This window comes from Mesorhizobium sp. BAC0120, from assembly GCF_033542235.1.
Classification (GTDB): domain Bacteria; phylum Pseudomonadota; class Alphaproteobacteria; order Rhizobiales; family Rhizobiaceae; genus JAWRCU01.
On sequence record NZ_JAWRCU010000006.1, the window covers coordinates 132,721 to 147,348 of the forward strand.

Genomic DNA, 14,628 nt, shown 5'->3' on the forward strand with positions numbered 1-14,628 from the left:
ATTTAGGCGGCCGCTCTTTCCTATCTCAGCACGCCGACGGCTTCGGGACGGGCATGGAACGTCAATCCCTGTCCGAGCACGCCCTCGGCGGCCAGGTCGGCGGCAATCAGCGCCGCGATGCTCTCGCCGCCTGGAAGCCTTAGAGTGAGACGGTTCTGCGTTCCGCCGAAGACGAAATCCTCGACTGTCGCGGTGAAGGTTATGTCGCCATCGCCGCCGGGGCCGAAAGCGATGTCGCCCGGACGCACCCACAGTGTTGCCGCGTCGGTGTCACCGCCGGAATCGCGCGTTTCGGGCAGCGAGAAGCCAGTTCCCAAGCCGTGCCACTGACCGTTCGATCGGCTGCCGCGCAGAAAATTGTTCTCGCCCAGGAACTCGGCGACGAAACGCGTCGTCGGGGACTTGAACAGCCGAGCCGGCGAGCCCTCCTCAACAATCTTTCCCTTCTCGAACACGGCGATGCGATCCGACATTGTCAGCGCTTCCTGCTGGTCATGCGTGACATAAAGGAACGTGACGCCCGTCTCCCTATGGAGGCGGCGGAGTTCCGTCTGCATCTGCTCCCGCAGCATCCGATCGAGCGCCGACAGCGGCTCGTCGAGGAGGAGGACACGTGGTCCGAATGAAAGGGCGCGCGCCAGCGCCACGCGCTGCTGCTGCCCGCCTGAAAGCTGGCGTGGCTTGCGATCTGCGAAGCTGTCGAGCCCGACGAGGGAAAGCATCTCGTCGACGCGCGCCTTGATGCGTGCGGCATCCCATTTTCGGACTTTCAACGGAAAGGCGATGTTTCCGGCGACCGTAAGGTGCGGGAACAGCGCGTAGCCCTGGAAAACGAAACCGAAATCCCGATCCTCGGGCTCCTTGGCAGTGATATCCTGCCCATCGAGCAGTATCCGACCGGCGTCGGGCTTGTTGAAACCGGCGAGCGACATTAGAAGCGTCGTCTTGCCCGAACCGGAAGGGCCGAGGAGGGAGATGAACTCCCCCTCCTTGACCGTTAGCGACACGTCGTCGAGCGCCCTGAGCACTCCATAGGTCATCACCAGGCTTTCAACGACGAGAAAAGACATTAGACAGGGTCCCGAGCAAGAGGCGCCGTCGAGCAGTGAATGCCGCCGCCGCCGGCCTCGACTGGCTCATAGTCGCAGGTGATCAGCTCGACTCCGGCGTCGGCTAACCGGTCCTCGAGGCGCTTCGAGCGGCTGCCGTGCATGACAACCTTGCTGGGCGCGATGGCCAGCGAGTTGAGCGAGAACGCGTTGTCCTCTGGCGGAAGCTCGATGAGCTTGATGCCGCGCTTCTGCAGATACTCGATGAAGAACCAGGGAAGCTCGTTGAGGTTCACGATCGCCTTGTCGACGTCAATCATATTGAAGGCGCCGTCGATATGAATGCGGTAGCCCATGCCCGGCAGCGTGATCAGCTCGACGCCGTGATAGCCGAGGATCGCCTGCATCTGGCGGACGCCTTCCTCATTGCACGCGACCGAGACGCAGCAGACTGCCGTCTTGTCGTCGATGTTGGCGTAGCCGCCGCCTTCGAAGACGGCGTTGCCGGTCAGCGTAGCGACTATCGGGCAGCCGACGCGCGCCAGCGCGCGGGTGACGGGCAGTTCCTCGCCGCGGCGCACCTTGCGTGCAAGGCGGGTGACGATGGCGCCGCTCTTGATGCCGACACAGCTGTCCCGGGTATAGACCTGTTTCATGCGGCCCGGCGCGGCTTCGCCCACGAGAACGACGTTAACGCCCTCCTTGCGCAGGATGCCGGTGAACTGGTCGTGTGCCTTCTGCATCGCAGCGAGATCGGGGAGCTCCTTGCCTATCCAGTACCAGCCTTTCTTGGGATCGCCATAGCCGCCGACTTCAGGCATCTTCTTATCGGCGGTGACGATCTTCACCTCGTCGCCCGGACGGTGCATCAGAACGGCGCGTAACTTGCCGACATCGTTGGAACAGCCCCATACACCGCCCCAGACTTCCTCCTGCTCGACGGGGTCGTGGAAAGCAGGCTCGGGCACCGATCCGAACGTCTGGAAGAAGACCTTCTCCCGATATTCGTGATCACTCATTGCATGCGCTTGGCTCATCGTAATCCCCTTTTCATTGGATGAGGTGAAAGCTTATTTCGGCGAACCGGCTCGCTTGTGGCGTCCGGAAAACAGGCTTTGTGCGATCAGCACCGCCATGGTTGCGATCAGCAGGACCGAGGCGATTGCGGCAAGCGCCGGGTCGATGGAATCCGTGATGGAGGTGTAGATTCGGCGGGGGAGCGTGACGAAGTGGCGGGCGGTGATGAACAGTGTGACCGTGATCTCGTCCCAGGACGTGATGAAAGCCAGGAAGGCTCCGGCCGCGAGACCGGGCGCGATGTTGGGGAGGATGACGCGCCCGAAGATCGTCATGGGCCGGGCGCCGAGGCTGCGTGCCGCTGTCACCATGCGGTTGTCGAGGTTGGAGAGCGAAGCTGCGATGGCCAGGAATGCCATTGGCAGGGACAAAACGACGTGGACGACCAGCACACCCCAGAAGGTGTCCAGCATCGACATTTTCGACAGAACCCGCACCACGCCGACAGCGTAGATGATCGGCGGTACGATGAGTGGGGAAAGCATCAGCAGCCGGACCGACGAGGGCCACCAGCCGGCCCGGATCCAAGCGCCCACGGCGAAAGCCGCAGCGATCGCTGTTGCAATGATCGCGGTTGCGAACGCGGCCAGTACAGAGTTGCGAAAGCTCGGCACCCAGTCGCGTGCCGGATCGACGAGCGAGGCGTAGTGGGCGAAAGAGATTCCGTCGGCGGGAAGCGACAGATAGGTCTTGTCGGTCACGGAGACAGGGATCACCACCAAGACCGGCAGGAACAGAAACAGAAGGAAGGCCCAGACGACGGCCATCATCAGGCGGTGGCGTGTCCTGGCGCTCATTTCGAGCTTCCCCCGAATGCCGCGCGCATCGCGGGACTGCGGAAGACAAGAGCGAGCAACATGCCTACCGCGATGAGCAGCGCCGCCGACAGCGCGGTCGCCAGATCCCATCGCCCGGTGTTGGATATCTGCACCGAGATATATTCGGCGATCATCAGGGTCCGACCGCCGCCGAGCAATGCGGGCGTGATCAGGAAGCCCAGCGAAAACACCAGAATGAAAATCGTGGTCACGGCAATCCCGGGCACGCTCATGGGCAGCCAGACGCGCAGGAAGACGGTCATCGGACGCGCGCCCAGCGAACGCGCCGCCTGGACGACGCGCCGGTCGATATCGGTGAGGTTGGCGTAAAGCAGCAGGACTGCGAAGGGCACCATGTAGTGGACCATGCCGATGGTGACGCCGACACGATTGTAGACCAGCTGGATCGGCTCGGTGATCGCGCCGATGGACATCAGCCCGCTGTTGAGCACACCCTGGGAACGGAGAATGGTGATCCAGGCGAAGGCGCGCACAAGGACCGATACCCAGAACGGAATGGAGACCATCAGCAAGGCGAGCTTTCGCTGCCTGTGGTCCATGTGGATCATCCCGAAGGCGATCACATAGGCAATCACCATAGTGATGAGGGTGGTGCTGATGGAGACGACCAGCGTCGTCTGCACGACCCGCGCAACGGCCCTGCTGGTGAACAGCCGCTCATAATTCGCGAGCGCTCCGCTTCCCTCGGTCACGGAGAGCGCGAGCACCTGAAGGATCGGCAGGGCGTAAAGCAATATCACCAACAGGCCGGCCGGCACTGTCAGATATAGCGCAAAGCGTTCAAAGCGTGACGACATGTCCGTTTCCGCTTGGGCGGCAAGACAAGATTGATTTTTGCCGCCGCCCGCCCCGCCAAGCCAGGCAAAGCGGGCGGCCTTCAAGATCAGGTGGCGATCAAGTCGAGGAACTTGTTCTGCACGTCTGCTTCGTTGGCGGCGTACCAGGTGGGATCAATCAGAATCTGCCCGGTGGTGTTGGCCGGTGAAGTCGGATTGAAGACGCGGTCCTCGTCGGTCATCATCGCCTCAGCTGCCGGGTTGGTCGGACCGTTACCCATCAGGCGAAGCAACGTGATCTGCGGCTCGGGATCGAGCGCCGAGTTGATGAACTCGAACACCTTCTTGCCGGCCGGGTTACCCTTCGGCACGGACCAGGCGCTGATGAGAAGCGTGTTCTGGTTCCACGTGATGGCGTAGTCGGGATTCTCCTGGATGAGCAGCTTGGCGCGGGTGTGCCAGATGTTGCCCATAACCACCTCGCCGTCGCGGAAGAGCTGCTGGCTCTGGGCGCCGCCTTCCCAGAAGATGATCTTGTCGAGGTGAGGTTGCAGCTTGGCGAAGGCGCGGTCGACATCAAGGGGATAGAGCTGGTCGGGAGCGACGCCGTCGGCGACCAGGATCGTTTCCAACTGGCCCTGGATCCACTTGCACATCGTACGCTTGCCGGGGATCTTGTCGAAGTCGAAGAAATCCTTCCAATCGGTCAGCTTCTCGACGCCGGTGGTCTTCTTGTTGTGGAACAGAACGTTGGCGAATGCGTAGTTGCCGACGCCGAACTCCTGCGAGAAGTTGGGAATCTTGTTCTTATCGACGATGCCGTAGTCGATCGGCTCGACATAGTTGCCGGCCGAGAGAACCTGGGCATCGATCAGGCCGTTGTCCATCACGTCCCAGGTGACGTTGCCGCTGTCGACCATCGTGCGCACGGCGCCGATAGCGGGACCGGCACCGTCGATGACGAGCTTCATACCGGTCTTGGCGGTGAACGGGCCACCGAACGCTTGCTGGAAGGCGTCGACGGCGACACCCCCCCAGTTGCAAAGCACGACCTCGTTGTCGGCTGCGTGAGCCGTGCCGGGGCGCAATGCCACGCCCAGACCCAACGCAGCCAAGGCGGTCAGGAACCCACGGCGATCGACTTGGCCGGCTCGAAATTTCTGCAGCAGTATTTCTGCCGAGTCTTTTGCAAAATGGTTGGTCATTTCTTTTCCCCTTTCTTGTTCGGTTGGCCTTGAGCGACTTCCCTGGATTTGGTGGCGCTTCTTGGTGCGGTACGCCAGTGACGGCGCAGGCGCGGCGGAGCGACGGAGCTTCGTGACACGAGTTCGACGTCGACATACTCGATGGTTTCTGGGGACTGTTCCCCTCTCAGCAAGCCTACCAGCAGTTGGACTCCGCGCACCCCGAAAGTCTCGAAGGACTGGCGGACGGTCGAAAGAGGCGGTCCGATCACATCGGCGTTTGGAATGTCGTCGAATCCTATGATCGACAGATCCTCCGGGACCGACAGCCCAGCCTCCCGGGCAGCTCTGAGGATACCAAGCGCGACCACATCGGCGGCCACGAAGATCGCTGTGGGCGGCTCCTTGAACTGGTCCAGTATGGCAAATGCCGCCTCGCCGTCCGCTGCTTCATAGCCGAGAAAGAGCATAAGCGACGGATCGGGATCGATGCCGGCAGCTTCAAGCGCCTCGCGGTATCCGGCAAAGCGTTCGGCACTCGAGATAAGGTTCCTGTCACCGCCGACAAAGGCAATCCGGCGATGCCCGGCAGCAAGGAGATGTTCGGTCGCAAGCCGGCCGCCATTGCGATTGCGCGCATAGAGACGCGGGGCTTCGGCATTCGGCACATCTTCGTCGAGCAGGACGACATTGCGCACGCGGTTGACGGTCTCGGCGACCTCGGAAGCGCCGGAATGATTGGTCATGAACAGGATGCCATCGACCTGCGCGCTCTCAATACGCCTCAGGTGAGCGATCTCATTCTCGACGATGTTCCTGCTGTTGAAGATCAGGAGGCTGTAACCAAGCCGCGCGCACTCAGCCTCAGCGACACTCGCTATGGCGGAAAAGAATGGATAGGCGATATCCGAGAGAATTAATCCAAGCGATTCGCTGCTGCCGAGGCTCAGTCTGCGCGCGGCAACATTGGGTCTGTATCCAAGATCGTTGGCGGCTGCTTCGATCCGCGCGACAGTATCGGTCGGTAGAGCGATGCGGTTGTTGAAGTGCCTAGATACTGCCGTTACCGAAAGCCCCGCGGCCGCCGCGACATCTCGAATTGTCGGCGCGACAATACGGTTTTTAGGCGCACGGGGTCCCGTCAAAACAGTTCGGCCTCGCAACAGCACTGCAGATACATGCTGTTCCTCATCGCGTTCAATCCCGATTGCCCCCTTTACAAATGAAAGCATAGAGCATGTAGTTACCACCTGTAAAGCGCTTTACTAAACCGCTTTACCATGTTGACTCGGGCCCTCGCCTGGGACGACAGCCTCGCGCAACATGCCGGCTAGCGGAGGGCTCAGCGGGATTGTCCGGCGCTGAACATGGATGCGAGAATGCGAAGCTTGGCAAAATATCTGGTGGAGATCCTGGAAGCGAACGGCGTCGACCTCGTCTTCGGCATTCCAGGCGTCCACACCGTCGACCTCTATCGCGGACTTGAGAACTCAAGAATCCGCCATGTCACGCCCCGGCATGAACAGGGCGCGGGCTTTATGGCGGATGGCTATGCACGGGTGACAAGGAAGCCAGGGGTCTGCTTCATCATCACCGGACCCGGCATGACAAACATCGCGACCGCGATGGGTCAGGCCTATGGGGATTCGATCCCAATGCTGGTCATCTCCACGGTGAACTCCGTCGGCGAGATGGGATCCGGCCGAGGCCATCTCCATGAGTTGAAGGACCAGCGTGCGCTGATACACGGAGTTTCGGCTTTCAGCCACACCGTACTCGATGTCCGCGAGCTCGAACCAGTCCTCGCTCGAGCCTTCGCGCTCTTTTCAGCCGGCCGACCGCGGCCGGTCCATATCGAGATCCCTGTCGGATTGCTCAATGCCGATGCCTCCGCCATGCCTTCGGCCCGGCGTTTTATACTCCCTCATCCGCCCGCTCCTCCAGTCGGCGCAGGCGAAGAAATCGCCTCTCGACTCGTTTCGGCCAGGCAACCGCTGATCGTCGCCGGTGGCGGAGCCGTGCATGCGGCAAGCGCCATTCGTTCTCTCGCCGAGCGGCTTGGCGCCCCCGTCCTTATGACTGTCAATGCGCGAGGCGTTGTTCCGGGCGATCATCCACTTGCGTTGCCGTTGACCGGCGAGTCGGCCTCGGTCATCGATCTTCTGAAGACGTCGGACGCGACGCTCGCGCTTGGAACGGAATTCGGACCCACCGATTTCGCCGACCGTTTGACCGCCATCGGACGCCTACCTGGCTGGCTTGCCAGAGCTGACCTAGACGCCGAACAGCTGATGCGTGGGCTGGTGGCCGATCGGCCGCTGCTTGCCGATGCTCGGCTGACCGCCGAGGCGGTGCTCGCGGCGCTGCCGGAGGGGCCGCCCGGCGACGCCGGCCCTCGGCTTGCACATGCCGTCCGACAGGAAGTTGAAGCGGCGATGAACCCCGTCCTCTCGGCCGGACTGCAGGTTCTCGACACACTGGTGCGAACCTTCCCCGGTGCCATCATCGTCGGGGACTCGACCCAGCCAATTTACGCTGGCTGCACTGCGTTCGGAGCGATGCAACCAGCGGGCTTCTTCTGTTCCGCCACCGGTTTCGGGACATTGGGATACGCGCTTCCCGCAGGCATAGGCGCGGCTTTGGCCGCGCCTGACAGCCCTGTGTTCGCAGTCATCGGCGACGGCGGATTGCAGTTCACCATCGGCGAGATGGCAAGCGCGACCGAGACGGGAGCGTCCATCCGTCTGATATTGTGGAACAATACCGGATATGGCGAGATCAAGACCTACATGCTGAATGCCGGAGTCGCACCGCTGGGTGTTGATATTCGCACCCCCGACTTCGAGCCGATCGCAAGGGGGTTCGGCTGGCAATATTGCAAGGTTTCCAGCATGAGCGAATTCTCCGCCGCCCTTGGCTCTCCGTGTAAGGGCAACGAGGTCATTGAGATTGACGAAGCCTCCTTTGTCGGAAGCCTTATCGGGGCGAGCACATGAGCGGAGACGTGACCGGCAGTTGGTTTGCCGTTGCCAATCTCGGCGGTGGACTGTTCAGGATCCACGAGCCGCATGTGCACCGGTTCTTCCGTGCCAACATCTTTCTGCTGCACGGGCGCGATGCCGATCTGCTGATCGATTTCGGAATGGGACTGCGGCCGCTCGCTCCGCTGGTGGCTGGTCTTGCCAGCGGCGCGCCCTTGATCGCCGTGGCGACCCATAGCCACGCAGACCATATCGGCGGATTCCATGAATTCGCCGACCGGCGTGCTCATTCGAGCGAGGCGCTAGCCTGCGCGTCGATGCCCGAAAGCGCTACTTTTGCGCCCATCTTCCGCGCGCTCGACGAGCCGGTCGCCGTTCCGCCGGAACTGGGCTGGCGTAAGGAGGGTTGGCGCATCGCTCCCGCCCCACTCACTTCAACCGTGGAAGCGGGCGATATTATCGATCTCGGCGACCGGCGCTTCGAGGTTCTGCATCTGCCAGGCCATTCGCCTGGCAGCATTGGACTGCTCGATCGCGAGAACGGCGTGTTCTTTCCGGGCGACGCCATCTATCGCGGCACCCTGGTCGACGATCTGCCGCATAGCGACAGGATAGCTTATTGCGAGACAATGACGCGGATCGCGGCGCTCGACGTCGCCATCGCACATGGCGGCCACAACGAGGCCATCTCGGGGCAGGAGATGCGCGACATCGCGCTCGATTACATCGGCGCCTAGATCACCTTGCCCGGATTGAGGATCCCGGCGGGATCGAGCGCATGCTTGATCGCCCGCATCGCGTCAAGCTCTCCCGGGCAGCGGCTGTGGCCTAGCCAGGCGAGCTTCAGCGTTCCGATCCCGTGCTCGGCCGAGATCATTCCGCCGACCTCCCGGACAAGACCGTAAGCGATGCGGTCGACCGCATGCACGTCGGCGTCACGGTAGCCCGGGACCTGCACCATGATGTGCAGATTACTGTCGCCGACATGCCCGAAGAAGAAGCTGCGCGTCGATGGAAGCGCCGATGCGATCGCGGCGCGGCAGCTGCGCACGTAATCGTCGATGCTGGCGATCGGCAGGCTGACATCCAAATTGACGATATCGTCCATATGTGCTTCGGGCAGCGCCGCCTCGCGCACCTCCCAGAACCGGCGCGCTTCTGCCTCCGACTGGGCGATCAGGGCGTCGAAGATAACACCTTCCCCGATCGCCTTCTCCAGCAGGTTCTCCAGCCCGCTGCCTTCCGTCTCGACGATCACCGCGAAGGGCGGCGTTTCGGCAAACAGGCGCGACCCGCCGCATAGGTCGAAATAGTCGGCCCACATCACCTCGAAGGCGGAAAGCGTCAGTTGCCCGCGCGCCATACGCAACAGGGCAAGCACCGCATCGTAACTTTCGACCGCGCAGACCGCCGTCTCAATGTCGGACGGCAACGGGCGCAGGCGCAGCACCGCTCGGGTGATGACTGCAAGGGTCCCCTCGGAGCCGGCGAGAAGATGACGCAGATCGTAGCCCGTATTGTCCTTCTGCATCCGCGACAGGTGCGAAAGCACGGTACCGTCAGCCTGGACCGCCTCCAGTCCCAAAAGGTTGTCGCGCACGGTTCCGTGCCGGATGACGCGCAGTCCGCCCGCGTTGGTAGCGATATTGCCCCCGATCTGGCAGGATCCCCGCGCGCCCAAATCGATCGGCAGCAGGAGGTCGGCATCTAGCGCGGCGTTCTGTGCCGTCTCCAGCACGGTTCCTGCCCGCACCACCATGGCGGCGGCGATAGGATCTATCTCCTCAACGCCTTGAAAGCGCGCGAGCGAAAGTGCCACGTCGCCCGGGCGGCAGTTCGCCCCGCCGGCGAGCCCTGTCATGCCTCCCTGCGGGACGACAGGCTGGTGATGGCGATGGCAGATCGTCAGCGCCGTCGAGACTTCCGCCACCGAGCTGGGCCTCAGGAGAGCAATCGGTAGATCGCGGCCGGTAGCGCTCGCGTCGGAGCGAACAGCGATTCCGTCAAGCGCGGGACCGGTCAGGCAGACTTCGGGTCCGAGGGCGGCGAGCAGTTCGGCGACGGCGTCCATCCGGGGCAATCCTTCAGGGGTGCTCATATATCGCGCCGTCGCCCAAGCCAGGACAGAGCGCCTTACTTGCCCGAGGCCCAGGCGGCGAGCTGGCGCCACAAAGGCGCATAACCCTCCCATTCGACGAAAGCGAGAGGCGCCCAATGCGGGGCGCAATCCGAAGTGAAAGCCACCGTCCTGCCCTTACCATAGTTGCCGGCCACGATCAGTGGATCGTTCCCCACATTGGTGATCAACGTGGCGCCCGCCTTGGGCGCAACGCGGTTATAGCCCAGCACATGCGGCCATTTCGAACCGAGGCCGGCGACAATCGGATGCGCCGCATCGATCACTTCCGGCGTCACCCCCTGCGGCTGCTCACTCCGATCGTCCGTGGCCGAGATTGTCACCGGAAGAATTTCCTCGATGGCGGTTCCCGAATACTGACCCTTGGCGTCGATGCCCTGGAAGGTCATATAGCCGCCGATCATCACGAAACCGCCGCCCGCCGCCACATAATCGCGGATGGCATGGAGTCGGTTGGGCAGCGCTACAGAGCGCACGAAGGTGTCGGGATGCAGCAACAGGGTGTTGGCCCCGACGTCGCTCAGCATGACGCAATCGTATTTCGAGAGCGCCTGCGCATCGAACGGAAAGTCACGCGCCGCGACATGCGCCGGCTGGTAGTCCACCTGCCATCCGCCGGTCTCCAGGGCCTCTCGCAGCCAGCGTATGCCCTCCGCGTATTCGACCGTGGAGAAGGTGTCGAACCCCTTCTGATGGATGCTGTGTATCGTCCACGATTCGCCGGCGATCAGGACGCGAGGCTTCGAGTTCATCGTTCTCTCCAGGTTAGCGAGGGGCAATCTAAGCAAGGGAATTGGCCTAGTAAATCGGTTTATCATTCTTACGTAAGGAACCGTCGATAACCAGCTCGTCCGGCGGCGGATAACCGCCACGGCAATCCTTCTGCTCAAGTTTCTGAACGAACGCCCTCTGTGCGTCCGCTTGCAGCAACGGTGTACCCGGCACGAACAGCCGTCTCAGGCCCACGCCCTGGACCACCGGTTTGGAGCGAGATCCATATCAAGGCCTTTACGCACTGCCGGACCCGTCGAGTGAGCGGAGCCGGAAACGGATCGTGCCCGATACGCTTTCGCCAGGTGCGAGCACGATCACGCCAGGCACGGCCCGACCCTCCTCAAGGCCGTCGAAAGCGCAGGGTGCATTGGTCTGCGACTCAAGGCAGAAGACGAGCATGTCGTTACGCGGGACGTGGAACATCAGATGCCTGAAGATCCGGTCGGCTTCGATGATCATTCCGATGCCAACATCCGGCCAGGCGATCTCGGCGCGTCCCGACCATCCGGCGTAGCAGTCGTTGCGATATTCGCGCGGTGGTTCACGCCAGCACTCATAGTCGGCATCGCCCTCGACAGGCACCAGCGCCACCGTCTGGCCTTCCGCATCGGCACGCCATCGACCTGACGCCGCGAAGCGAAGCCTCACGTCGCCGTGGCGCGGAAACCAGGGGTGTTGGCCGAAAGAGAACGGCATGGTCACATCGCCGCGATTGGTGAGTGTCGTCGTCACCTCAAGGCTGTCCGGTGCGAGCTCGAAACGCTGGACGGCCGCATAGCGATAGACGTCGTCGACGATGCCGTTGGTAAGCTGCAGTTCCGCGCTGGTCCGGTCGCTGCCGGTGACCGCCCAGGCGCATTGCCAGCCGGAACCGTGGAAATTCAGGCGGCTGCCCGGCATGTTCGCCGCGACCTCGTAGGCCCGGCCGCCGAAGGCGAACCGGTTGTCGCGGATGCAATTGGCGAACGGCACCATCGGAAAGCAGCCGGAGAAGAGAGCGTCCGGCTCTCCCTCAGGCGATGGGCGGAACAGATCCAATGGGCCGGATAGCGTCACAAGCCGGAAAGCCGCCACCGCCCCGCCGTGTCGTGGCGACAGCTCCAGGTGAAGTGGTCCGGCGCCGAGTGCGAGCCTCAGGGATGTCACGCCTTTCCCAGCAAGGCCTCGGAGTTCCGGGTCATGGCACGCAATGCGTCCCGGTCGAGTCTGACGCCGAGGCCCGGCCCGTCGGGGATCGCCAGCATACCGTCCGCATCGAGGCTCCAGCCACCCTCTGTGATGTCGTCGATATAGGGCGAGCCGCCGATGAACTCGACGAGGTCGGCGGTCGGGACGGCGGCAGCTAATTGCAGGTCAGCGGCGAGGCCAACGGCGGTGTTCCAGCCATGGCCGACATATTTGACCCCGAAGGCGTTCGCCATGCGGGCAATCTGGATCTGTTCGGAAATACCTCCGACCTTCGTCACGTCGGGCTGGACGATGTCGAGGGCGCGTTTCTCGAACCAGGGCAGGTAGTTCTGCCGCCGGGTGATGCACTCTCCTGTCGCGATCAGCACCGGGCTTTGCTCCCGGAGTGAACGGAAATCGTCGACCGCATCGGGCCGGAGCGCCTCCTCGAACCAGGCGACGTCATAGCCCTTCAGCATGGCGGCGGTGTTGACAGCCCAGTTGAGGCCGTTCGGCCAGAAGGCGTCGCTCGCTCCGGCATCGACCATCAGGAGGCAGTCGTCCCCTGCCCCTTCGCGCGCAGCGCGCACGATCGCCTCGTCGAGCCTTGCGTCTTCCCGCCGCCCGAACGGCCCCCAGCCGATCTTGATCGCGCGGAATCCCTGCTCGCGGTAAAAAGCAGTCCGGTCGCGCATCAGTTCGGGCATTTCCATCAGGATCGAAGCGTAAGCCTTGACCTTGGTACGATAGGTACCGCCGAGCAGCCGACCGACGGGCTGGCCAGTCGCTTGTCCGAATATGTCCCAGAGCGCGATGTCGATGCCCGAGATGGCGTGGGTCAGCGTGCCGCCGAAGCCCATCCAGAAGGTGTTCTGGTGAAGCTTCTCGCAGACGCGCATCGGTTCGATTGCGCTCTCGCCGATGCAGAGCGGTCGCAGCACCGCCAGAGCCGCCTCGACAAGTCGAGCGTCGGTGAAGACGCTGCCGATCCCGGTGACGCCGTGGTCGGTGCGCACCACCACCAGCGCGTGAATGGAATCCTCGGGTTTGATCTCGTTACTCCAGCCACCCTTTGGTGACTTGCCGAAAAGCCCCAGGCAATCGATGGATTGGATTTTCATGTGTCTTGCCCGTTCAGAAAGTTGCCGAGACGCCGCCGTCGACCAGCAGGATCTGGCCGGTCACGTAGCGGCAGTCGTCGCCGCAGAAGAAGCTCGTCGCCGCCGCTATTTCGTCCGGTTGCGCAGGACGGCGCAGCGGTATGCGGCCGTATTTGATGTAGATGTCCCTGAACCAGTCGGTTTCGTGCTCATGGCCCGAGCCGTCCGGCAACAACGCCATGCGCGTATCGACGAAGCCCGGACAAATGCAGTTCACCAGGATGCCGTCGGGCGCGAGGTCGACAGCCAGGCTGCGGGTCATGTTCACGACGCCGCCCTTGGCGGTCGCGTAGGCCAGGCTATCGGCAACGCCGCGAACGCCGATGATCGAGGCGATGTTGACGACACGCCCATGCTCGGAGCGGCGCAGCAGCCCGAGCAGGCCGAGCGTCATCCACAGCGCACCGTTCTGGTTGACGGCCTGGACCTCTTCGAAGCGTGCGCGGGTCAACGCGTCGATCGGCGTGCCGTCCAGTATTGCGGCGTTGTTGACCAGTATGTCGAGCCGGGCCTGCCGCTGCAGCCGGGCGGACAGCGCGGCGATATCGGCCTCATGGGTGATGTCGACGGTTTGGGCCTGTGCGTCGAGCCCCTCCCCGCGCAAGCCGGAAGCGACCGCCTCGAGCGGGTCGCTGTCACGATCGGCCAGCACGACCGTCGCGCCGTTGCGCGCGAGCCTGGTGGCAACCGCGGCGCCGATGCCGCGCGCCGCACCTGTCACCACCGCCACCCGTCCGGCGAGCGGGCCGGGCGGCGAAGCTTGAGATTTCATTCCCCTCTCCTCAGCTGTGCTTGTCCAGACGCGTCGCCGGCGCGGAGAAATGCTCCGCCAGCAGCGCGTCGATGTCGTCGATAGAACCGCCCCGCAGAAAGTCGATCAGGTTTTCGTGCAACCGCACCTCGCCGGTGCGGTCGGCGGCATTGGCCCAGTCTTGGCAGAAGACGATGATCATGTGCTGCGCCAGGCCTTCCCAGATCTGCGCCGCGAGTTCATTGCCCGAATGCCGGGCGACTGCGCGATGGAAGTCGAGATCGATCGAACTCAGCGCTACCGGATCGCCGGAGCCGGCCATGGCACGCATTGTCTCGACGATCTGCTCCAGCTCGGCAATGAGCGGCCCACGGTCATGGTCCTCTCGGATGACGTGCTGAAGGATGATCTTTTCGATGGCGAAGCGCAGCTCGAACAGCTCCGCGATACGCCGCCGGCTGTAATCCGGGACCCTCAATCCGCGCTGGCCGCCTTCCACGAGGATGCCGCGCAACTGCAGCTTCTGCATGGCCTCGCGCGCCGGCACGCGGCTGACGTTGAGCACCGACGCCAATTCGGCCTCGGTGATGCGATCGCCCGCGGCCTTGTCGCCCCGTGCGATGGCGAGCACCAGTCGCTCCTCGACCTCGTCGGCTGTGGTCTTGCCGCGGCGGATGGGGGAGAGGGCCGCGGCAGGTATGTCACGATCGAAGGAACCGGTCATGGTTTCCGT

14 protein-coding genes are annotated in these 14,628 nt (G+C 63.0%); 2 read left to right on the forward strand and 12 right to left on the reverse strand.

Going from position 1 to position 14,628, the window contains the following annotated elements:
* Positions 1–20 precede the first annotated feature (20 nt).
* The 6 genes from SAZ10_RS15925 to SAZ10_RS15950 all read right to left on the reverse strand — a co-directional run bounded on the left by SAZ10_RS15925 (position 21) and on the right by SAZ10_RS15950 (position 6,157).
* Positions 21–1,070 (reverse strand): ABC transporter ATP-binding protein, encoded by a 1,050-nt coding sequence (locus tag SAZ10_RS15925; protein ID WP_318610299.1) that lies wholly within the window; start codon positions 1,068–1,070, stop codon positions 21–23.
* Positions 1,070–2,086, reverse strand: coding sequence for a dimethylarginine dimethylaminohydrolase family protein (locus SAZ10_RS15930; RefSeq protein ID WP_318610301.1), 1,017 nt, complete (start codon positions 2,084–2,086; stop codon positions 1,070–1,072). The genes SAZ10_RS15925 and SAZ10_RS15930 overlap by 1 nt, the downstream gene beginning before the upstream one ends.
* A gap of 33 nt (positions 2,087–2,119) precedes the next feature.
* The gene (locus SAZ10_RS15935; protein ID WP_318610302.1) at positions 2,120–2,923 is read right to left on the reverse strand and encodes an ABC transporter permease; all 804 of its coding nucleotides are present in this window, start codon (positions 2,921–2,923) and stop codon (positions 2,120–2,122) included.
* Positions 2,920–3,762: an ABC transporter permease gene (locus SAZ10_RS15940; protein ID WP_318610303.1), complete on the reverse strand. Its 843-nt coding sequence runs from the start codon at positions 3,760–3,762 to the stop codon at positions 2,920–2,922. The genes SAZ10_RS15935 and SAZ10_RS15940 overlap by 4 nt, the downstream gene beginning before the upstream one ends.
* A gap of 86 nt (positions 3,763–3,848) precedes the next feature.
* Positions 3,849–4,946: an ABC transporter substrate-binding protein gene (locus tag SAZ10_RS15945; RefSeq protein ID WP_318610304.1), complete on the reverse strand. Its 1,098-nt coding sequence runs from the start codon at positions 4,944–4,946 to the stop codon at positions 3,849–3,851.
* Positions 4,943–6,157 carry a LacI family DNA-binding transcriptional regulator gene (locus tag SAZ10_RS15950; RefSeq protein WP_318610305.1) on the reverse strand — a complete coding sequence of 405 codons (1,215 nt, stop codon included), beginning with the start codon at positions 6,155–6,157 and terminating at the stop codon, positions 4,943–4,945. Before SAZ10_RS15950 ends, SAZ10_RS15945 begins: the two co-directional genes overlap by 4 nt.
* A 147-nt stretch (positions 6,158–6,304) precedes the next feature.
* Here SAZ10_RS15950 and SAZ10_RS15955 point away from each other — a divergent pair, with 147 nt between their 5' ends.
* Positions 6,305–7,921, forward strand: coding sequence for a 5-guanidino-2-oxopentanoate decarboxylase (locus SAZ10_RS15955; protein WP_318610306.1), 1,617 nt, complete (start codon positions 6,305–6,307; stop codon positions 7,919–7,921).
* On the forward strand, positions 7,918–8,643 hold the full coding sequence (locus SAZ10_RS15960; protein WP_318610307.1) for an MBL fold metallo-hydrolase: 726 nt from the start codon (positions 7,918–7,920) through the stop codon (positions 8,641–8,643). The genes SAZ10_RS15955 and SAZ10_RS15960 overlap by 4 nt, the downstream gene beginning before the upstream one ends.
* Here SAZ10_RS15960 and SAZ10_RS15965 read toward each other — a convergent pair.
* The 6 genes from SAZ10_RS15965 to SAZ10_RS15990 all read right to left on the reverse strand — a co-directional run bounded on the left by SAZ10_RS15965 (position 8,640) and on the right by SAZ10_RS15990 (position 14,619).
* Positions 8,640–9,977: an FAD-binding oxidoreductase gene (locus tag SAZ10_RS15965; RefSeq protein ID WP_318610308.1), complete on the reverse strand. Its 1,338-nt coding sequence runs from the start codon at positions 9,975–9,977 to the stop codon at positions 8,640–8,642. The two genes, SAZ10_RS15960 and SAZ10_RS15965, sit on opposite strands and share 4 nt — an antisense overlap.
* Before the next feature lie 62 nt (positions 9,978–10,039).
* Complete coding sequence (locus tag SAZ10_RS15970; protein ID WP_318610309.1) at positions 10,040–10,795, reverse strand: glutamine amidotransferase; 756 nt, start codon at positions 10,793–10,795, stop codon at positions 10,040–10,042.
* Positions 10,796–11,051: 256 nt separating this feature from the next.
* The gene (locus SAZ10_RS15975; protein WP_318610310.1) at positions 11,052–11,963 is read right to left on the reverse strand and encodes an aldose 1-epimerase; all 912 of its coding nucleotides are present in this window, start codon (positions 11,961–11,963) and stop codon (positions 11,052–11,054) included.
* Positions 11,960–13,105 carry a mandelate racemase/muconate lactonizing enzyme family protein gene (locus SAZ10_RS15980; protein ID WP_318610311.1) on the reverse strand — a complete coding sequence of 382 codons (1,146 nt, stop codon included), beginning with the start codon at positions 13,103–13,105 and terminating at the stop codon, positions 11,960–11,962. Before SAZ10_RS15980 ends, SAZ10_RS15975 begins: the two co-directional genes overlap by 4 nt.
* A 13-nt stretch (positions 13,106–13,118) precedes the next feature.
* The gene (locus SAZ10_RS15985) at positions 13,119–13,916 is read right to left on the reverse strand and encodes an SDR family oxidoreductase (protein WP_318610312.1); all 798 of its coding nucleotides are present in this window, start codon (positions 13,914–13,916) and stop codon (positions 13,119–13,121) included.
* 10 nt (positions 13,917–13,926) lie between these two features.
* On the reverse strand, positions 13,927–14,619 hold the full coding sequence (locus SAZ10_RS15990) for a GntR family transcriptional regulator (protein ID WP_318610313.1): 693 nt from the start codon (positions 14,617–14,619) through the stop codon (positions 13,927–13,929).
* Positions 14,620–14,628: the final 9 nt, after the last annotated feature.